Source organism: Streptomyces sp. XD-27, assembly GCF_030553055.1.
Taxonomy (GTDB): Bacteria; Actinomycetota; Actinomycetes; order Streptomycetales; family Streptomycetaceae; genus Streptomyces.
In genome coordinates, this window is record NZ_CP130713.1 from 6,884,990 (window position 1) to 6,901,870 (window position 16,881).

At 71.5% G+C, this 16,881-nt stretch carries 17 protein-coding genes and 4 pseudogenes; 13 read left to right on the forward strand and 8 right to left on the reverse strand.

Features of this window, described 5'->3' with window-relative positions; all coding sequences use genetic code 11:
* Window positions 1-249: 249 nt before the first annotated feature.
* Window positions 250-1,017: an arsenite methyltransferase gene (gene arsM, locus Q3Y56_RS30055; protein ID WP_304464912.1), complete on the forward strand. Its 768-nt coding sequence runs from the start codon at window positions 250-252 to the stop codon at window positions 1,015-1,017.
* Between the two features lie 15 nt (window positions 1,018-1,032).
* Here arsM and Q3Y56_RS30060 read toward each other — a convergent pair whose 3' ends face one another.
* A complete protein-coding gene (locus tag Q3Y56_RS30060) occupies window positions 1,033-1,446 on the reverse strand; it encodes an arsenate reductase ArsC (RefSeq protein WP_304464913.1) in 414 nt (137 codons plus the stop codon).
* A 73-nt stretch (window positions 1,447-1,519) separates the two neighbouring features.
* Between Q3Y56_RS30060 and Q3Y56_RS30065 the strand changes: the two genes are divergently transcribed.
* From Q3Y56_RS30065 to Q3Y56_RS30075, 3 genes are read left to right on the forward strand one after another with little or no spacing between them, the layout of a single operon-like run.
* Window positions 1,520-1,834: a helix-turn-helix transcriptional regulator gene (locus Q3Y56_RS30065; RefSeq protein WP_304464914.1), complete on the forward strand. Its 315-nt coding sequence runs from the start codon at window positions 1,520-1,522 to the stop codon at window positions 1,832-1,834.
* Window positions 1,831-2,946 (forward strand): ACR3 family arsenite efflux transporter, encoded by a 1,116-nt coding sequence (arsB, locus tag Q3Y56_RS30070; RefSeq protein WP_304464915.1) that lies wholly within the window; start codon window positions 1,831-1,833, stop codon window positions 2,944-2,946. Before Q3Y56_RS30065 ends, arsB begins: the two co-directional genes overlap by 4 nt.
* On the forward strand, window positions 2,943-4,220 hold the full coding sequence (locus tag Q3Y56_RS30075) for an APC family permease (protein ID WP_304464916.1): 1,278 nt from the start codon (window positions 2,943-2,945) through the stop codon (window positions 4,218-4,220). Before arsB ends, Q3Y56_RS30075 begins: the two co-directional genes overlap by 4 nt.
* Before the next feature lie 37 nt (window positions 4,221-4,257).
* Here Q3Y56_RS30075 and Q3Y56_RS30080 read toward each other — a convergent pair whose 3' ends face one another.
* Window positions 4,258-5,745 carry a PLP-dependent aminotransferase family protein gene (locus tag Q3Y56_RS30080; protein WP_304464917.1) on the reverse strand — a complete coding sequence of 496 codons (1,488 nt, stop codon included), beginning with the start codon at window positions 5,743-5,745 and terminating at the stop codon, window positions 4,258-4,260.
* Window positions 5,746-5,848: 103 nt separating this feature from the next.
* On the opposite strand from Q3Y56_RS30080, the gene Q3Y56_RS30085 reads away from it, so the two are divergent.
* The 3 genes from Q3Y56_RS30085 to Q3Y56_RS30095 all read left to right on the forward strand — a co-directional run bounded on the left by Q3Y56_RS30085 (window position 5,849) and on the right by Q3Y56_RS30095 (window position 8,699).
* Window positions 5,849-6,520, forward strand: a complete 672-nt coding sequence (locus Q3Y56_RS30085; protein WP_304464918.1) for a YitT family protein — start codon at window positions 5,849-5,851, stop codon at window positions 6,518-6,520.
* Window positions 6,521-6,645: 125 nt separating this feature from the next.
* A complete protein-coding gene (locus Q3Y56_RS30090) occupies window positions 6,646-7,578 on the forward strand; it encodes an enoyl-CoA hydratase/isomerase family protein (protein ID WP_304464919.1) in 933 nt (310 codons plus the stop codon).
* Entirely contained in the window at window positions 7,578-8,699 is a 1,122-nt protein-coding gene (locus Q3Y56_RS30095; protein WP_304464920.1) for a trans-acting enoyl reductase family protein, read from the forward strand. Before Q3Y56_RS30090 ends, Q3Y56_RS30095 begins: the two co-directional genes overlap by 1 nt.
* Window positions 8,700-8,703: 4 nt before the next feature.
* Here the strand turns inward: Q3Y56_RS30095 and Q3Y56_RS30100 are convergent, their stop codons facing one another.
* Complete coding sequence (locus Q3Y56_RS30100) at window positions 8,704-8,931, reverse strand: DUF6480 family protein (protein ID WP_304464921.1); 228 nt, start codon at window positions 8,929-8,931, stop codon at window positions 8,704-8,706.
* A gap of 286 nt (window positions 8,932-9,217) precedes the next feature.
* Window positions 9,218-9,563: pseudogene (locus Q3Y56_RS30105) on the reverse strand (hypothetical protein); the annotation flags it as partial.
* A gap of 111 nt (window positions 9,564-9,674) precedes the next feature.
* On the opposite strand from Q3Y56_RS30105, the gene Q3Y56_RS30110 reads away from it, so the two are divergent.
* Both Q3Y56_RS30110 and Q3Y56_RS30115 read left to right on the forward strand, forming a co-directional pair.
* Window positions 9,675-9,851 (forward strand): CsbD family protein, encoded by a 177-nt coding sequence (locus Q3Y56_RS30110; RefSeq protein WP_304464922.1) that lies wholly within the window; start codon window positions 9,675-9,677, stop codon window positions 9,849-9,851.
* A 166-nt stretch (window positions 9,852-10,017) separates the two neighbouring features.
* The gene (locus Q3Y56_RS30115) at window positions 10,018-11,508 is read left to right on the forward strand and encodes an aminopeptidase P family protein (protein ID WP_304464923.1); all 1,491 of its coding nucleotides are present in this window, start codon (window positions 10,018-10,020) and stop codon (window positions 11,506-11,508) included.
* 104 nt (window positions 11,509-11,612) lie between these two features.
* On the opposite strand, the pseudogene Q3Y56_RS30120 reads toward Q3Y56_RS30115, so the two are convergent.
* Window positions 11,613-13,078: pseudogene (locus Q3Y56_RS30120) on the reverse strand (aminopeptidase P family protein).
* 272 nt (window positions 13,079-13,350) lie between these two features.
* On the opposite strand from Q3Y56_RS30120, the gene Q3Y56_RS30125 reads away from it, so the two are divergent.
* A complete protein-coding gene (locus Q3Y56_RS30125) occupies window positions 13,351-13,998 on the forward strand; it encodes a helix-turn-helix transcriptional regulator (RefSeq protein WP_304464924.1) in 648 nt (215 codons plus the stop codon).
* A 60-nt stretch (window positions 13,999-14,058) separates the two neighbouring features.
* Here the strand turns inward: Q3Y56_RS30125 and Q3Y56_RS30130 are convergent.
* A pseudogene (locus tag Q3Y56_RS30130) lies at window positions 14,059-14,223 on the reverse strand (pirin family protein); the annotation flags it as partial.
* 96 nt (window positions 14,224-14,319) lie between these two features.
* On the opposite strand from Q3Y56_RS30130, the gene Q3Y56_RS30135 reads away from it, so the two are divergent.
* The 3 genes from Q3Y56_RS30135 to Q3Y56_RS30145 are packed head-to-tail and all read left to right on the forward strand — an operon-like array spanning window position 14,320 to window position 15,587.
* On the forward strand, window positions 14,320-14,547 hold the full coding sequence (locus tag Q3Y56_RS30135; RefSeq protein WP_304464925.1) for a hypothetical protein: 228 nt from the start codon (window positions 14,320-14,322) through the stop codon (window positions 14,545-14,547).
* Window positions 14,540-14,965, forward strand: coding sequence for a site-specific integrase (locus Q3Y56_RS30140; RefSeq protein WP_304464926.1), 426 nt, complete (start codon window positions 14,540-14,542; stop codon window positions 14,963-14,965). The genes Q3Y56_RS30135 and Q3Y56_RS30140 overlap by 8 nt, the downstream gene beginning before the upstream one ends.
* Window positions 14,958-15,587 (forward strand): zinc-binding dehydrogenase, encoded by a 630-nt coding sequence (locus Q3Y56_RS30145; RefSeq protein ID WP_304464927.1) that lies wholly within the window; start codon window positions 14,958-14,960, stop codon window positions 15,585-15,587. The genes Q3Y56_RS30140 and Q3Y56_RS30145 overlap by 8 nt, the downstream gene beginning before the upstream one ends.
* Window positions 15,588-15,857: 270 nt before the next feature.
* Here Q3Y56_RS30145 and Q3Y56_RS30150 read toward each other — a convergent pair whose 3' ends face one another.
* Together Q3Y56_RS30150 and Q3Y56_RS30155 are read right to left on the reverse strand one after the other, a co-directional pair.
* Window positions 15,858-16,346 carry a hypothetical protein gene (locus Q3Y56_RS30150; RefSeq protein WP_304464928.1) on the reverse strand — a complete coding sequence of 163 codons (489 nt, stop codon included), beginning with the start codon at window positions 16,344-16,346 and terminating at the stop codon, window positions 15,858-15,860.
* Window positions 16,347-16,380: 34 nt separating this feature from the next.
* A pseudogene (locus Q3Y56_RS30155) lies at window positions 16,381-16,872 on the reverse strand (IS5 family transposase); the annotation flags it as partial.
* Window positions 16,873-16,881 lie beyond the last annotated feature (9 nt).

Here is a 16,881-nt window from a genome sequence, read left to right on the forward strand (position 1 = left end):
CGTTGACTGGCTGGTAGCCAATATACTCAGAGGGCCGCCGGGCATCCGTGCTCCGCCGAACAGTTCGGATTCCAGCGGCTGCCGTCGATTTCGGGCGAAACGGGGGATCGTCCGAAATCGGCGGCTTCTTCATGTCTCCGCTCACCGAGATGCGGCCCCCGGCCCCCTTAATTAGATGCTCATCTATGTTGACGGATGTCGATACAAGGGGGAGTGTTGTGTACGCAGGGACGTGAAGAAGGAGGAGTCATGACCGAACATGCCTCTGATCTGCGCGAGGCCGTCCGGGCCGGATACGCCGCGGCGGCCCGCAAGGTGGCCGAAGGGGGTACGGGTTGCTGCGGCACCGGGACGGCCGCGGAGATCGACGAGAACTTCGGCGCCGCGCTGTACGGGGCCGACGAGCGGGACGCGCTCCCCGCCGAGGCGGTCGTGGCGTCCCTCGGCTGCGGCAACCCGCTGGCCGTCGCGGATCTCCACCTCGGTGAGCGAGTCCTGGACCTCGGCTCCGGTGGCGGGATCGACGTCCTGCTCTCCGCCCGCCGCGTCGGCCCCACCGGCAAGGTCTACGGGCTCGACATGACCGAGGAGATGCTGGCACTCGCCCTGGCCAACGCCGAGCGCTCGGGTGCCACGAACGTCGAGTTCCTCAAGGGCACCATCGAGTCCGTTCCGCTGCCCGCGCACACCGTCGACGTGGTGATCTCCAACTGCGTGATCAACCTGTCCACGGACAAGCCCGCCGTCTTCGCCGAGATGTTCCGCGTGCTGGCCCCCGGCGGCCGCGTCGGCGTCTCCGACGTCGTGGCCGACGACCGCCTCACGCCGGATCAGCGCGCGGAACGCGGCGACTACGTGGGCTGCATCGCCGGTGCGCTGTCGTTCGCCGAGTACCGCGCGGGCCTGGAGGCCGTGGGATTCACCGGTGTCGAGATCACCCCGACTCATCCGGTGGCGGACGGCATGCACTCCGCCGTGATCCGGGCCGTCAAGCCCGCGGCGGCGACGGGGCGCTAGGCCGTCACTCGGCCGTCACCCGGCGGCCTTCGGGGCGATCTCCTCGATCAGGTCCTCGACGAGCCTTCTGATCTCGTCGCGGATGGGGCGCACGGCCGCCACGCCCTGCCCGGCCGGGTCGTCCAACTGCCAGTCCAGGTAGCGCTTACCGGGAAAGACCGGGCAGGTGTCGCCGCAGCCCATCGTGATGCACACGTCCGACGCCCTGACCGCGTCGACGGTGAGGGCCTTGGGGACCTCGGCCGACATGTCGATACCGACCTCGCGCATGGCCTCGACGGCGGCCGGGTTGACCCGCTCCGCGGGCGCGGAGCCCGCGGAGCGGACCTCGACGCGGTCCCCGGCCAGGTGGGTCAGCCACGCGGCGGCCATCTGCGAGCGGCCGGCGTTGTGGACGCAGACGAACAGCACGGAGGGCTTGTCGGGCATCAGGCGGTCTCTCTCGTCTCTGGCTCGTCTCCGGCCCGCGGGCGGGGCCGGCATGGTGTGAAAGTATCAGCACATGCTGACGTCAGTCGACACTGAACTGTTGCGGGTCCTCGCGGACCCGCTCCGGCTCCGGATCGTCCATCTGCTGGCCCGCGAGACGCTGTGCACCACCCACCTGGTGGAGGAGACCGGCGCCCGGCAGACGAACCTCTCGAACCATCTGAGGGTGCTGCGGGAGGCCGGGGTCGTGGACACCGAGCCGTGTGGCCGGTTCACGTACTACAAGCTCCGGCCCGACGTCATCGCCGCACTGGCCGGCCAGTTCGCCGAGCTCGCCGAGACCGCCCGTACGACCCGCGACACCGCACGAAAGAGGTCCTGCCCGTGACCAGGACGGATTCCCCCGGCCGCAGTGACCCGACGATCCCGGCAGAGGCCGGGATCGTCGGCAAGTTGTCGACACTCGACCGCTTCCTCGCGGTGTGGATCCTCGCCGCGATGACCCTCGGTCTCGGCCTCGGGCGGGCCATCCCGGGCATGGACGACGCCCTGGCCAAGGTCGAGATCGGCGGGATCTCCCTCCCGATCGCCCTCGGTCTGCTGATCATGATGTACCCGGTCCTGGCCAAGGTCCGCTACGACAAGCTCGACGCGGTCACCGGCGACCGGAAGCTCATGATCTCCTCGCTGGTGATCAACTGGCTGCTCGGCCCGGCGGTCATGTTCGCCCTCGCATGGGTCTTCCTGGCGGACCTGCCCGAGTACCGCACGGGCCTGATCATCGTCGGCCTGGCACGCTGCATTGCCATGGTCGTCATCTGGAACGACCTGGCCTGCGGCGACCGCGAGGCCGCCGCCGTCCTGGTGGCCCTGAACTCGGTCTTCCAGGTCCTGGCCTTCGGCCTGCTCGGCTGGTTCTACCTCGACCTGCTGCCCGGCTGGCTCGGCCTCGGCGACGGCGAGCACCTCGACATCTCCACGGGGAAGATCGCCCTCAACGTCGTCATCTTCCTCGGCGTCCCACTGGCGGCCGGGTTCCTGACCCGCCGTCTGGGCGAGAGGAAGCTGGGCCGGGAGGGCTACGAGCAGACGTTCCTGCCGAAGATCGGTCCGTTCGCCCTGTACGGGCTGCTCTTCACCATCGTGGTCCTCTTCGCCCTCCAGGGCGACACCATCACCAACCGGCCCCTGGACGTGGCCCGGATCGCGGTGCCGCTGCTGGTGTACTTCGCGGTGATGTGGTTCGGCACCTTCGCCCTCGGCAAGGCCATCGGCCTGGCCTACGACCGCACCGCCACCCTCGCGTTCACCGCGGCGGGCAACAACTTCGAGCTGGCCATCGCCGTCGCCATCGGCACCTTCGGCGTCACCTCCGGCCAGGCCCTCTCGGGTGTCGTAGGGCCCCTGATCGAGGTTCCGGTGCTCGTGGCGCTGGTGTATGTCTCCCTCGCGTGGCGGAAGACGTTCCGCGACCGCGCCGACGAGGGAGTGGGCCCATGAGCAAGCCGTCGACCGCCGGAGACCTCCCGGAGGAGTTGCAGCGGCGGTTGGGGGTGTTCGACGCGGTGGTGATCGGCCTGGGGGCCATGATCGGCGCCGGGATCTTCGCCGCGCTGGCCCCGGCGGCGCGTGCCGCCGGGTCGGGGCTGCTGCTCGGCCTGGCGGTGGCGGCCGTCGTGGCGTACTGCAACGCGACCTCCTCCGCGCGGCTGGCCGCCCGCTACCCGGCCTCCGGCGGCACCTACGTCTACGGCCGCGAGCGGCTCGGCGACTTCTGGGGCTACCTGGCTGGCTGGGCGTTCGTCGTCGGCAAGACCGCCTCCTGCGCGGCCATGGCGCTGACCGTCGGTTCGTACGTCTGGCCCGGCCAGGCCCACGCCACCGCGGTGGCCGCCGTCGTGGCGCTCACCGCCGTGAACTACGCCGGGGTGCAGAAGTCCGCCTGGCTGACGCGGGCCGTCGTCGCGGTCGTCCTGGCCGTGCTCGCCGCCGTGGCGGTGTCCGCGCTCACCTCCGGCGACGCGGACACCGCACGGCTGGACGTCGGCGGCGACGCCACCCTCGGCGGAGTACTCCAGGCGGCGGGCATGCTGTTCTTCGCCTTCGCCGGATACGCGCGCGTCGCCACCCTCGGCGAGGAGGTCCGCGACCCGGCCCGCACCATCCCGCGCGCCATCCCCCTCGCGCTCGGCATCACCCTGGCTGCGTACGCCGTCGTCGCCACCGCGGTCCTCATGGTGCTGGGTCCGCAGCGGCTGGCGGAGGCCGCCGCACCGCTGTCGGACGCCGTACGCGCCGCGGGCGCGGACCATCTGGCGCCGGTCGTCCGCGTCGGCGCCGCCGTCGCCGCGCTCGGCTCCCTCCTGGCGCTGATCCTCGGCGTCTCCCGTACGACGCTGGCCATGGCCCGCGACCGCCACCTGCCGCATGCCCTGGCCGCCGTCCACCCGCGCTTCAAGGTGCCCCACCGGGCCGAACTCGCGGTCGGCGCGGTCGTGGCGGTGGTCGCGGCGACCGCGGACGTACGCGGGGCGATCGGCTTCTCGTCCTTCGGCGTGCTGGCCTACTACGCCGTCGCCAACGCCGCCGCGTGGACCCTCGCCCCGGCCGAGGGCCGGCCGCCGCGCGTCGTCCCCGTGGTCGGACTGGCCGGCTGCCTGGTCCTGGCCTTCGCGCTGCCGGTCTCCTCCGTGGTCTCCGGCGCCGCGGTGCTCGTCGTCGGCGCCGCCGCGTACGGGGCGCGCCGTACGATCGCCGCCCGCCGGACGCTCTGAGGCGACCAGGCGACCAGGCGACCAGGCGACCAGGCGGTCAGGCGATCCAGTGCGGGCGCCGGTCGGCGGGCTTCGGTGACGGTCCGTCCGCGAGGGCGGCCGCCATACGGCGCACCGCCTCGCGCAGGGTGTCCGGAGGCGTGGTGTACGGGATGCGGAGGCGCTGTTCGAAGACGCCCGGGTCGGTGGCGAAGGCGCCACCACCCTCGATCCGCACCCCGTAGTCCCGTGCCCGCTCGGCCAGGGCCGGGGCGACGGGCTCGCCCAGGTCGACCCAGAGCGACAGTCCGCCGGGCGGCAGCCGCCAGGTCCACCGCGGGAGGTGCTCGGTCAGGGCGGCGGCCAGGGCGGCGCGCTGCTCGCGCAGCTGCTCCAGGCGGGGCGGCAGCAGTTCCCCGGCCCGCGCCAGCAGGGTGAGGGCCAGGAGCTGGTCCAGCACCGAGCCGCCCATGTCGGTGGCGACCCGCTGGCCGGCGAGCTCGGTGACGAGCCGCGCCGGGGCGCGCAGCCAGCCGATCCGCAGCCCCGCCCAGTGGGTCTTGCTCATCGAGCCGACGGTGATGACCTGGCCGGCGTCGCCGGGCGCGGCGCGGGAGGCCAGCGGTGGCGGGGCCGGAACGTCCAGGGCGAGGTCGGCCAGGGTCTCGTCGACGACCAGCCAGGTGCCGGAGCGCCGAGCGGCGCGCAGGAGGCGCGCGCGCTCCTGATCGGGCATGAGGCAACCGGTCGGGTTGTGGAAGTCGGGGATCAGGTAGGCAAGTCGGGGCACCGCCTGACGAAAGGCCGACTCGACGACGTCGAGATCCCAGCCGGTGTCGGTCACCGGGACCGGCACGGTGCGCAGCCGGGCCCGGCGCAGGGCGTCCAGAGCGTTCGGGTACGACGGGTTCTCGGCCACGACGCGATCGCCGGGCCGGCACAGCAGCCCCAGGACCAGCGTGAGCGCGTGCTGGGCGCCGGAGGTCACGAGGATCTGCTCGGGCACGGTGGCCAGGCCCCGCCGGGTGAAGCGCTCGGCGACGGCGGCGCGCAGCTCCGGAAGGCCGTAGGGGTGGTAGCCGGGGGTGTGCGCGTGGTCCGCCAGCCGCGGAGCGACCTGGGCGAGCGCGTCGACGAGCGCCTGCCCCGGCAGTCCGGGCGCGGCCCGGGCCAGGTCGATCGCGGTGTCCGCGGTGCCGAGGAGCCGGTTGACGCCGTTGGGCCTGCGGCCTTCCGGCAGGTCCGTCCACGTACCGGAGCCCTGCCGGCTGTGCGCGTAGCCGCGCTCGCGCAGCAGGTCGTACACGGCGGTGACGGTGGCTCTGCTGGTGTTCAGGGCGGCGGCCAGTTCCCGCTCGGCGGGGAGCCTGACGTGCAACGCGATCCGCCCGTCCAGGATCAGCGCGCCGATCGCCCGCGCCAGGTGGCGGTAGGCGGGCCGCGCGCCGACCGGGTCGGGCAGCATGGCGGCGAGCTGCCGGCCGCCCAGCGCCCGGTCGCCGCGCTCCATGCCCCGCGGCGGCGGAACCGCGTTCGAGTCGGCCATACCAACCATTCCCCTGAGATTGGCCCTGTGGTGCGGGCCAATCACTCTACAGACTCGCCCCATTGGCCTTGAAGGACGTCGAACACCGTGTGGAGCGAGCCGTATGAAGCAGGACCTCACCTACCTCCGTCTGGCCGAGCGGCCGCTGCGGCGCCTGCCCCAGCTGTTCATCGGCCTCGGTCTGTACGGATTCAGCATCGCGCTCACCGTCCGGTCCGCGCTGGGCGTCAGCCCCTGGAGCGTGCTGAACGAGGGTCTGGAACGCCGCACCGCCCTGAGCTTCGGCATGGTCAGCGCCCTCGTGGGCGTGCTCGTGCTGTTGCTGTGGATCCCCCTCAGACAGCGGCCGACGTTCGGCACCGGCGCCAACGTCATCGTCGTGGCGTGCTCGTCCGACCTGGGCCTCTGGCTCGTTCCCGAGCACCTCGGCCTCCCCGCCCGGGTCGGTCTGCTCGTCGGCGGTGTCCTGCTCAACGGGCTGTCCGTGGCCGTCTACGTCGGCGCGCGCCTGGGGCCCGGGCCCCGGGACGGGCTGATGACCGGCGCGTCGGCCGCGACCGGGCGTTCCATCCGGCTCGTCCGCACCGTGATCGAGCTCACCGTGCTCGCCCTGGGCCGGCTGCTGGGCGGCAGCGTGGGCGTCGGCACCGTGCTGTACGCGCTCGCGGTCGGGCCGACCGCCCAGTTCTTCCTGCCCTGGTTCGCCTACCGCGGCACTACGGAACGCGCGGTGGACGCGGCACCCGCCGAGGAGCCGAGTCCGGCGGAACGGTGACGGACACCCCGGGCGCGGCCTGCCTGCCGTCCGTCGGGTGGCCCCGGTTGTAGCTTGCGGCGAAAGGGCAACGGCCGAGGACTCAGGGGGGTCAAACGGAGGTTCGATCGTATGGAAGGACAGCGATGAGCGGCACGCTCACGGTGGAGGAGCGGGGAAACGTCCTGCTGGCGACCATCGACAACCCGCCCCATGCGCTGCTGGACGCGGCGATCCACATGGAGCTGGCGGCGCTGGCCCGACGCGCGGACGAGGATCCCGACGTCGGGGCGGTCGTCCTCACCGGCGCGCACCCCTCGCGCTTCGTCGCGCACTTCGACGTCAGTCTCGTCCTCGCGAACGCCGAATCCTCGCCACCGATGAGCCCCAAGGCGGTCCACGCCGCCCTGAAGGCCGTCGGCGCGGCCCTGCGGGTGCCGGGCGCACAGGAGGCACTGCGCCGCAGCCCGGCGGCGGGGCTGGCGGTGATGGAACGCATGCGCCAGGTCAGTCTGGGGATCGAGCGATGCGCGGCCGTGTGGATCGCGGCCCTCAACGGGCACGTGGGCGGCGGCGGTTGCGAGCTCGCCCTGGCCTGCGACATGCGGCTCATGGCCGACGGCGACCACTGCATCGCCCAGCCCGAGATCTTCCTCGGCTTCCCGCCCGGCGGCGGGGGAACCCAGCGGCTCACGCGGCTGCTGGGCCGGGCCGCCGCGCTGCGCCTGTGCCTGGACGGCGGGCCGCTCAGCCCGAAGGAGGCGCTGGACATCGGGCTCGTCGACGAGGTCGTCGACCCGGACCTGCTGGTCGAACGAGCGGTCGAGGTGGCCGCCCGGCTCGGGCGGCGCCCGAAGGCGGCCATCGGCGCGATCAAACGCTCCGTCAACATCGGCGGATCCCTGCCGCTCGTGGACGGACTGCGCCTGGAGGCGGCGGAGTTCCTGAGCGCGATCACCACGCCGGAGGCGATCACGGCGATGAAGGCCTACGCGGCGGCGACGGAGGAACTGGGCGATCTCCCGGCGTCCGACCCCCGCGTCGTCGACGAGGTCCTCGAGCGCGGACGGTTCGCCTGATGGCCGGCCGGATCGTGGTCTTCGGAGCGACGGGCTACACCGGGGAGCTCGTCGCCCGCGCCCTCGTCGCCCAGGGAGCCCGCCCCGTCCTCGCCGGCCGCTCCGCCCGGCGGCTGGAGCGGCTCGCCGCCGAGCTCGGCGGCGAGCTCGGCGGCCTGGAGACCGCCGTCGCCGAGGCGGACCGCCCGCGTACGGTGCGGCAGCTCGTGGACCGCGGTGACGTGCTGATCTCCACGGTGGGCCCGTTCGACCGCTGGGGCGACCCGGCGGTCGAGGCGGCGATCGGGGCCGGAGCGACCTATCTCGACTCGTCCGCGGAGCAGCGCTTCATCCGCCGCGTGTTCGAGCACTTCGGGCCGCCGGCGGCTGCCGCCGAATGCGGCCTGCTCACCGCCTTCGGCTTCGAGTGGGCGCCCGGCCACCTCGCCGGAGCCCTGGCTCTGCGCGAGGCCGGGCCGGACGCAGTGCGGGTGGACATCGGGTACTTCCCCCACGGCGGCGGAAAGAGCCGCGGCACACGGGCGAGCCTGAAGGGCTTCATGCTCGAACCGTCCTTCGGCTTCCGTGGCGGGCGGCTCCGCTCGGAGCGTACGGGTGCCCGGATGAGAGCCTTCGACATCGGCTGCTCCACGCCGCGGTACGGGGCCAGCGTCGGCGGTTCGGAGCACTTCGGGCTGCCCGCGGCGCACCCGGAGCTGCGCGACATCGACGTCATCCTCGGATCGTTCGGGGCGCTGTCCCGGGCGATGCCGCTGCTGTCGGTCGGCATCGCGGCGGCCGCCCGGATCCGGCCCGTCAAGGCCGGGCTCGCCGCGATCCTGGACCGGCAGGCGGCGGGCCCCTTCGTCGGCCCGGACGCCACGGCACGCGAGCGGAACGGTACGACGGTGGTGGCGGAGGCGTTCTCCTCCGCGGGGCACCTGCTCGCCCGCGCCACGCTGCGCGGCGTGAACGGGTACACCTTCACCGCCAACTTCCTCGCCTGGGGAGCGATGACCGCGGCGCGGCACGGCGTACAGGGAGTCGGAGCGCTCACCCCGCTGGCCGCGTTCGGACTCGACGCCCTCCACTCGGGCGTCACGGAGGCCGGCCTCACGCGCGCGGAGGACCATAGGCGGTAGGGGCTCACAGCAGCGCCACGATGAAGGCCACGCAGAAGGCGACGAAGACCAGGACCAGCAGGAGGATCGCGACGGTGGGCCCCTTGGCCCACCCCTTGGTGGGGTTGTAGGTCTCCCGCGGCCCCGCCCCCGACATGCTCGACTCGCCGGGCGGCGTCTCACCGGGCGGCACGCCCGCGCCGGGCTGTCCGGCGTCGCGCGAACGATCTGGATCAGGGCTTTGCTCCGTCATGCCTCCCGGGTTCCCCGTTCTACCCCGACATCACAGAGTTCTGCCCCGACATCACCGGTGGAGTTGCCGATGTTGACCGGGCCGCGCATCCCGTGGCTCCGCCGCGGCGAGGACGCCCCCCGCACCGCCGGTGACGACGGCGTGCTCCCAGGTCTGCGGAAGTGCGTTGCTCACGTCCTGCTCTCTCAGGCGGACGAGTACAGGCCCCGGGATCAGACTCGTGGCGTACGGCGCCGGAAGCGCGGTGACCAGGGCGTTCGGGTGACATACGGTGCGCGGGCCGTGGGCGGCGCACGGCCGCGTCGCGGTCGGTGTCGTAAGCGAGGGGTACCTGCCCCACCCGCGGCCTCCCCGCGCCGCCCGCCCGGTCGAAGGCGCCGAGCAGGGCGGCGTCGGGCTCGACGGCGATGCCGATCGCCGGCGGCGGGTCCGGGAAGTCCCACAGCTTGGCGGAGTCGACGGTGAAGTGCGCTCCACGCGTACGGCGAGTGGCCCTGGGTCCGCAGCCAGGGAAACGCGTGGTCGGACGTCACGGAGAAGTCGAATCCCACGTCCTCCGTGTGCACCACGTGGTCCACGAGCTGCCGCGGGCCGGCCTGTTCCGTCATCATCGTGTATCCGATGCGCACCATTTGCCTCGGGTTCCCGCCGGTGCTCCGCGAAAACGACGGTTTCCCCGCGCGCGTGCGGGTTACCCGGGACGGGTCCGTGACTCCGCCGAACCGGAGAGGGAGCGATCCGCGATGGCAAAAGGCAAGGCCAAGGCGAAGCAGGCGAAGGGCAAGATCAAGGAGACCCTGGGCAAGGCGACGGGCGACAGGTCCCTGCAAGCCGAGGGCCAGGGCGAGCAACTGACCGGCAAGGCGCGGGAGGCGGCGGAAGAGGCAGCCGAAAAGGCCCGCAAGAGGACCGGCCGCTGACGGAAGACCCACGGGCGGGCGTCCGCCGCGCCCTGCGCCGGCGGCCGGTGGGCGTCCTGCTCGGCGAGTTGCCGCCGCGTCAGGCGTCAGACGTCAGGCGCCGGGCGTGGACGCTCGGTGGGGCCGTCGGGGATCGCGCACACGTTCTAGAAGTGTCATATGTGAAATGGTACTCTCCGCCGAAACGGACCACGACGATTCGGAGCGTGCGGTGGAGCGGCAGAACGGCTTGCGCGGTGTCGGGAGTCACGACCGTGAGGTGTCGGCCGCGTTGGCCGAGTCGTTCCGGCACGGATGGGCGGATACCGGCCTGAAGCTGCCGCCCGTGCCCGGGGCGGCACACGCGGCCAAGCGGCGCGCGGTGGTGTCCGAGCGGTTCCCCGGCGAGCGGATCGTCATCCCGTCGGGTGGGCTCAAGGCCCGGAGCAACGACTTCGACTACACCTTCAGGCCGCACTCCGCGTTCATCCATCTCACCGCCGAGCAGGGTACGCAGGCGGTCCCCGACAGCGTCCTCGTCTTCGAACCCATCGGGAACGGGCACGCGGTCACCCTGTTCACCCGGCCGCGGTCGCCCCGTGACGGCGGGGCGAACGGCGGGGAGTTCTACCGCGACCGGCAGCACGGCGAGTTCTGGGTCGGGCGGCGCCGGACGCTTGCCGAGACCGCCGACGCCCTGGGCATCGAGACCGCCGCACGCGACGACCTGGAGCGGGCCCTCGGCGGGAACGTCGCGACCCGGGTGCTGCGCGGCGAGGACACGCTCGTCGACGCGCTGGTACCGCCGGCCCGCGAGGCCGAGGCCGAACTGCTCACTTTCCTCTCGGAGTTGCGGCTGGTCAAGGACGAGTGGGAGGTCGAGCAACTGCGCGCGGCCGTGGGGTCCACCGTCGCCGGGTTCCACGACGTCGTCGGCGAGCTGCGCCACGCCACGACCCTCGCGCGGGGCGAGCGCTGGATCGAGGGGACCTTCAACCGGCGGGCCCGGCTGGACGGTTACGGCCTGGGCTTCGAGACCATCGCGGCGGCGGGCGCGCACGCGTGCGTCCTGCACTGGATGCACAACGACGGGCCGGTGCGGGACGGGGACCTGCTGCTGCTGGACGCCGGTGTCGAAGCCGACTCCTTCTACACCGGCGACGTCACCCGGACGCTCCCGGTCAGCGGACGCTTCACCGATGTCCAGCGGCGGGTCTACGACCTGGTCTTCGCCGCCCAGTCGGCGGGCATCGCCGCGCTGCGGCCCGGGGCGCGGTACGGCGACTTCCACGACGCCGCGATGCGCGTCATCGACGAGGGCCTCGACGACTGGGGACTGCGGCCCGGCGGCGAGGCGGCCCACGCTCCCCACTCCATGCTGTACCGCCGGTACACCGTCTGCGGCACGGGCCACATGCTCGGCCTGGACTGCCACGACTGCGCCAGTGCCCGCAGCCAGACCTACCTGGACGGCGTGCTCGAGCCCGGGCACGTCCTCACCGTCGAGCCCGGACTGTACTTCCAGCCCGACGATCTGACGGTCCCCGAGGAGCTGCGCGGCATCGGCGTCCGGATCGAGGACGACTTCCTCATCACAGCCGACGGCGCGGTCTGCCTGTCATCGGGCCTGCCGCGCGGCGCGGACGAGGTCGAGGCCTGGATGGCGTCGCTGAGGTGACCGCCCGGCGCGCGGGACCACGGTGCCCCGCGCGCCCTTCGCCTCGGTGCACGTCCGCGACGCGGCCGAGGCGCGTGCGACGTTCACCGCGGCGGTCGGCGTCGTCAGCCCCGCAGTCGGGCCATCCAGGCCTCCACCTCGTCCGCCGCCCGGGGCAGGGCGGCCGAGAGGTTCTCGTTGCCGTCGGCGGTGACCAGGAAGTCGTCCTCGATCCGGACGCCGATGCCGCGGTACTCCTCGGGCACGGTCAGATCGTCGGTCTGGAAGTACATCCCCGGCTCGACGGTGAGCACCATGCCCGGCTCCAGCGTGCCGTCCACGTACATCTCGGTACGGGCCTTGGCGCAGTCGTGGACGTCCAGGCCGAGCATGTGTCCGGTACCGGCCAGGGTCCAGCGGCGGTGCAGGCCGAGCTCGAAGACCTCGTCCACCGACCGGTCGCCGAGCAGGCCCCAGGAGACCAGGTGCTCGGCGAGGGTCCGCTGGGCGGCGTCGTGGAAGTCCCGGTACCCGGCGCCGGGCTTGACCGCGGCGATACCGGCCTCCTGCGCCGCGAACACCGCGTCGTAGACCTTGCGCTGGATCGGGGTGAAGCGGCCGCTGACGGGCAGGGTGCGGGTGACGTCGGCGGTGTAGAGGTTGTTGGTCTCCACCCCGGCGTCGAGCAGCAGCAGATCACCGGGACGGGCCTCGCCGTCGTTGCGGACCCAGTGCAGGGTCGTGGCGTGCGGCCCCGCGGCGCAGATGGAGGCGTAGCCGACGTCGTTGCCGTCGATGCGCGCGCGCAGGAAGAACGTGCCCTCGATGGCGCGCTCGAGGGTCGGCGTGTCCGCGCCGAGGATGCGGACGACGTCCTCGAAGCCGCGGGCGGTGGCGTCGCAGGCGAAGCGCAGGTCGGCGATCTCGAACTCGTCCTTGACCAGGCGCATTTCGGAGAGGAAGACGCGGAACTCCTCGTCGCGCTCCGCGGTCACCTTGTCGCGCAGGGCGGCCTCGGCGCCCGCGTCGTGGCCGCGCAGCAGGCGGATGGGGCCGGTGGCCTCGCCGAGCCGTGCGATCAGCGTACGGACATCACGGCAGGGCAGGCCGAGGAGCCGCTCGTTCTCGGTGAGGCTGTTGCGCCGGCCGTCCCAGAGCTCGCCGTGGTAGTCGAGCCAGAACTCGCCGTTCTCGCGGTCGGATCGGGGCAGCAGGTAGGCGATCGCCTGGTGCGCACCGTCCTCCCCGGGCTCCAGGACCAGTACGGCGTCCTGCGACTGGTCACCCGTCAGGTAGACGTAGTCGGAGGAGGGCGGAAGGGGTAGTCCGTGTCGTTGGAGCGGACCTTCGGGTTGCCGGAGGGGATCACCAGCAGCTCACCGGGGAAGCGGGCGGAGAGCGCGGCCCGGCGGCGCGCGGTGTGCGCGGCCTGCGGTAGGGGCTCCAGGTCGCGCAGCTCGGTGTCGGCCCAGCCGGTCTTCATGTTCGCGGCGAGCTCGTCGGAGACGCCCGCGTACAAGCCGTTCTTCCGCTTCTTGCCCTCGCTCTCGGAGGCCTCGGGCTCCTGGCTCTCGGATGTCCGCTCGGTCACAACCGTCTCCTGACTCGAATCGGTCCAGGCTGCCTTCCGGCGGGCAGCTCCGGCATGGGTGGGCGGGCGCAGGCGACCCTGGCCCGAGTGCTGTATCGCCGCGACGGGAGGCTGTCGGCGAGTGGGACGTCGACGCGTTCGACCACGTCAGCGGTCCGGTCGAGCTGCGGCTCGCTCTCCGCCTTCGTCGAGGGGAGCGACCGGCATAATGACCTCGTCCGCTGGCATGATTCGTACGTTATACCGAACGCCAGTCGGAGGAAAGAGGAAGCGTGAGCGTCGCCGAGGGATCGGTCCGGGACGTGCTGGCCGCCAATCTGAAGCAGGTGAGGACCCAGCGGGGACTGTCGCTGTCCGAGCTGTCCCGGCGGTCGAAGATCGGCAAGGCGACCCTGTCGCAGCTGGAATCGGGCACGGGCAACCCCACCATCGAAACCGTGTTCAGCCTCTCGCGCGTCCTGGAGGTGCCGATCTCCGACCTGGTGGACCGGCGGCCCTCCGACGGGGTGACCGTCGTCCGCGCCGCCGACGTCGAGCTCCTCAGCGGCGAGGGCGTCGACCTGCGTCCGCTGCGCCGCATCGAGTCCGGCGACTCCATGTTCGAGGTCTACGACCAGCAGGTACGGGCCGGTTGCACGCAGGAGTCACTCGGCCACACCGGCACCGAGCACACCGTGGTCCAGGCGGGCAGGCTCGGCGTGCGGGTGAACGGCCGCACGGTGGAGCTGGGACCCGGCGACTACGTGGGGTTCGACGCGGCGATGCCGCACTCCTACACGGCCCTCGACGGTGCCGTGCGCTCGGTGCTGCTGCTGCACTACCGCGCGGAACAGCGGCTGCACCTGAGCGATCCCGGCCCGAACGCCTGCGGCCCCGGCGACTCGGCCTGGCCACCGCCGCAGGACACCGCCTCGTCATGACCGCTGGCGTATCTCCTCGGAGGTCGTGGCCTTCCCGTCGTTCGGTTTAACGAACATGGGTCAGCGCTCCCGCCCTCGTGGCTTCAGGGGCAGCGGGGGCAGCTCGGGAGCGGGCAGCGGGGCGCCGCCGTAGCCATGCACCTCGCCGAATCGAGACCCGGACATCCAGTCCTCGCGGGCCCGCGCGATGTCCTCGTGCGACCGCCCGACGAAGTTCCACCACATACCACAGCTTTCACGTCTTCGTGCAGGTCAGGAGTGTCTCGGACTATCGGCGGTCAGCAAACCGTCAGCATCGGCGCTCCGGGAGTCAGCACGACCATGGCCACCAAGACCCTGGCCCGCGGCATGGGCACCTTCTTCAAGGACTGCGAGCACCCCCAGTCCAGGTGGTCCAAGTGCCCTCACGAGTACAAGATCAGGTATCGCAACGGGGTCGGGCAGCGAGACCTGGCCGAGTCTTCCGTGAGGCACCTCGACGCCCACAGGCTGGGCCTCTTCGACGAGAACCCCTTGAAGGGCGTCAAGCCTCCCCAACATTGTGGCTGACGACGTCTACCGGATCTCCGAGCAGGTGAACCAGACCACCAGGCAGTACGGGCGGCTCAAGCATCGGAAGGTTGGCGAGTACCACGACGTCCCCCTCCCCACACGGATCAAGGACACCATCGAGTACGCCGACAAGTACGGCACCGTCGACGGGTACCTGCTCCGGCATCCACAGGACCCCAGCAAGACCCTCCCGTACTACTACCTCTCGAACCAGTGGAAGAGGATCAAGAGGGCTGGTGAGGTGGACATCCCGGAAGGAATGGTCCTGTACGGATTCCGGCACTTCTTCGCCTCGACCTGCTTGACCAACGGCATCCCGATCACCGACGTCGCTGAGTGGATGGGACACAAGTGCCGAAGGTGCCTGGGCCGAACTGCGCGCCGTGGACACCGATTTGATCGGCGCCGTGCCTGAGGGAGCCGATCTCGGCCCGATCAGCACGCTGCCGGTCGCGGCGGGCACGGCCCTGCGCGCCCTGCACCGGATCGGTCCGATCCTGGGGCGGCGCGTCCTGGTGACCGGCGCGGGCGGCGGCGTGGGTCGCTTCACCCTGCAGCTCGCCGCCCGGGGCGGCGCGCACGTCACCGCGCTGACCAGCGATACGTCGAAGGCCGAGGCACTGCGCAAGCTCGGCGCCCACGAGGTCGTCACCGACCTGGCCGCGCTCGAGCATCTCGAACCGGTGCATGGCGTGGTCGAACTGGTCGGCGGCGCCCATATGGTCGCCGCACACGACACCCTCGCCGAGAACGGAGTGCTGGTGGCTGCGGGGCACATATCCGGCGACGGCGAGCAGTTCCCCTACGGAGCCCTCTTCGGCAACTCCCATCGCCACAACCGCCAGATCGCCACCTACTTCCTGCTGGACGATGCCGTCGGGCTGGGCGCGGACCTCACCTGGCTCGCCACACTCACCGCCCGCGGCGAGCTGGACCCGCAAGTCGCCCTGCGCACCGACTGGACCCAGGTGGCACGGGCAGCCGCCGAACTGGCAGGCCGCCGCGTGCCGGGCAAAGCCGTCATCGATGTCCACTGAGCGGACAGGACGGTGTCCGTTGCTGATCCCGTGACGACCCCGCGGACCGCGAAGCCGTCAGGACGAAGCGTCAGCAGTTGATTTCGTAACTCCCGCCCAGGAGCGCCGGATCGGCAACACCGCCTGTAGCTGTCGGGTCTGGAGGCAATCGGCGCTTGTCTCCAGACCCGAGGTGCGTATCGGGTTGCAACTCGCGACGTTAAATCTCAAGCCTAGGCCGTGTTTGAGATGTTGGCGTGCGGTTGCAACCACCTGTTAAGACATATCTGGTCAGAGGGCGATTTCGCTGCGCAGGGAGCCGACTTGCAGATCATCTCGGACGGCGTTGCGCAGTACCTGGAGGTGGAGGTTGTAGCTCGACAGGTCGGCCTCGTACTCCGGGGAGCCCATGCCCTGGCCTTGAGCGATGCGGTCGCGTAGCACGCGCAGACTTTGGAATGCAGCATCTGCTGCCTGGACGACCGCCTCTGGGGCGGTGAGCACAAGATGCTCCCGGGTTTCAACCAGCCCCGCATCACGCATGGCTGCCCTGGCGGCCAGGTTTCGCGGGACATCTTCCGAGTGGTCGCCCAGCGAGACTGCGCGCAAGGACTGGCTAGCCAGATGCAAAGCGCCCAGGTAGGCAACGTAGATCTCCCTCTGCACGCTGAGCCGACGGTCGTTGCGTTCTCGCTTCCAGCGCAGGCCGTCCGACAGCAGGGCTGAGCCCAGGCCAACCATGGCTCCGACAACGGTGGACAGCAATGCGATCCATGTCATGGCCCGAGAGCGTAGGCCGAGCCTTGACCCATGGTCACAGGGACTGCCGTATCAGGGCGAGCAAGACGGTTGCCTCGTAGCGAACGGCGAGCTTGTCATATCTCGTGGCGACGCCCCGTGCCTGTTTCAGCAGGCCGATTCGGCACTCGATTTGTGACGGCGCTTGTATCGCTCGCGATCGAAGCCAGGCGGCCTGCCACCTGCGGAGCCGCGCCGCAAGCGGTGTCCGGCCTGGTCTCGTTTCTCAGGGATGGTGTGCGGGATTTGCCGTCGGCGCAGGTAGGCACGGATCTTCCGGGAGGAATACGCACGGTCCGCGAGGACGTGGTCGGGCCGCGTGCGCGGATGTCCGCCACCGACGCGGGGAATGCGGATGGAGTCCATGACTGCGGTGAACAGGGGTGCATCAGCCCGTTGTCCGGCGGTGACCACGGCCGCAAAGCACGTGCATGGAGGAGTCGACCGCAAGATGGATCTTCGTGGTCAGGCCGCCCCGCGAGCGCCCCAGGGCGTGGTCATCAGGCTCGCCCGCCAA

Bases quoted from the DNA above. Each gene is read 5' to 3' on its own strand.
- Q3Y56_RS30095 (WP_304464920.1), top strand. From the start codon at position 7,578: ATGGCCGGCCGGATCGTGGTCTTCGGAGCGACGGGCTACACCGGGGAG.
- Q3Y56_RS30075 (WP_304464916.1), top strand. From the start codon at position 2,943: ATGAGCAAGCCGTCGACCGCCGGAGACCTCCCGGAGGAGTTGCAGCGG.
- Q3Y56_RS30090 (WP_304464919.1), top strand. From the start codon at position 6,646: ATGAGCGGCACGCTCACGGTGGAGGAGCGGGGAAACGTCCTGCTGGCG.
- Q3Y56_RS30065 (WP_304464914.1), top strand. From the start codon at position 1,520: ATGCTGACGTCAGTCGACACTGAACTGTTGCGGGTCCTCGCGGACCCG.
- Q3Y56_RS30110 (WP_304464922.1), top strand. From the start codon at position 9,675: ATGGCAAAAGGCAAGGCCAAGGCGAAGCAGGCGAAGGGCAAGATCAAG.
- Q3Y56_RS30135 (WP_304464925.1), top strand. From the start codon at position 14,320: ATGGCCACCAAGACCCTGGCCCGCGGCATGGGCACCTTCTTCAAGGAC.
- Q3Y56_RS30100 (WP_304464921.1), bottom strand. From the start codon at position 8,931: ATGACGGAGCAAAGCCCTGATCCAGATCGTTCGCGCGACGCCGGACAG.
- Q3Y56_RS30150 (WP_304464928.1), bottom strand. From the start codon at position 16,346: ATGACATGGATCGCATTGCTGTCCACCGTTGTCGGAGCCATGGTTGGC.
- Q3Y56_RS30085 (WP_304464918.1), top strand. From the start codon at position 5,849: ATGAAGCAGGACCTCACCTACCTCCGTCTGGCCGAGCGGCCGCTGCGG.
- Q3Y56_RS30060 (WP_304464913.1), bottom strand. From the start codon at position 1,446: ATGCCCGACAAGCCCTCCGTGCTGTTCGTCTGCGTCCACAACGCCGGC.
- arsM (WP_304464912.1), top strand. From the start codon at position 250: ATGACCGAACATGCCTCTGATCTGCGCGAGGCCGTCCGGGCCGGATAC.
- Q3Y56_RS30080 (WP_304464917.1), bottom strand. From the start codon at position 5,745: ATGGCCGACTCGAACGCGGTTCCGCCGCCGCGGGGCATGGAGCGCGGC.
- Q3Y56_RS30115 (WP_304464923.1), top strand. From the start codon at position 10,018: ATGGTACTCTCCGCCGAAACGGACCACGACGATTCGGAGCGTGCGGTG.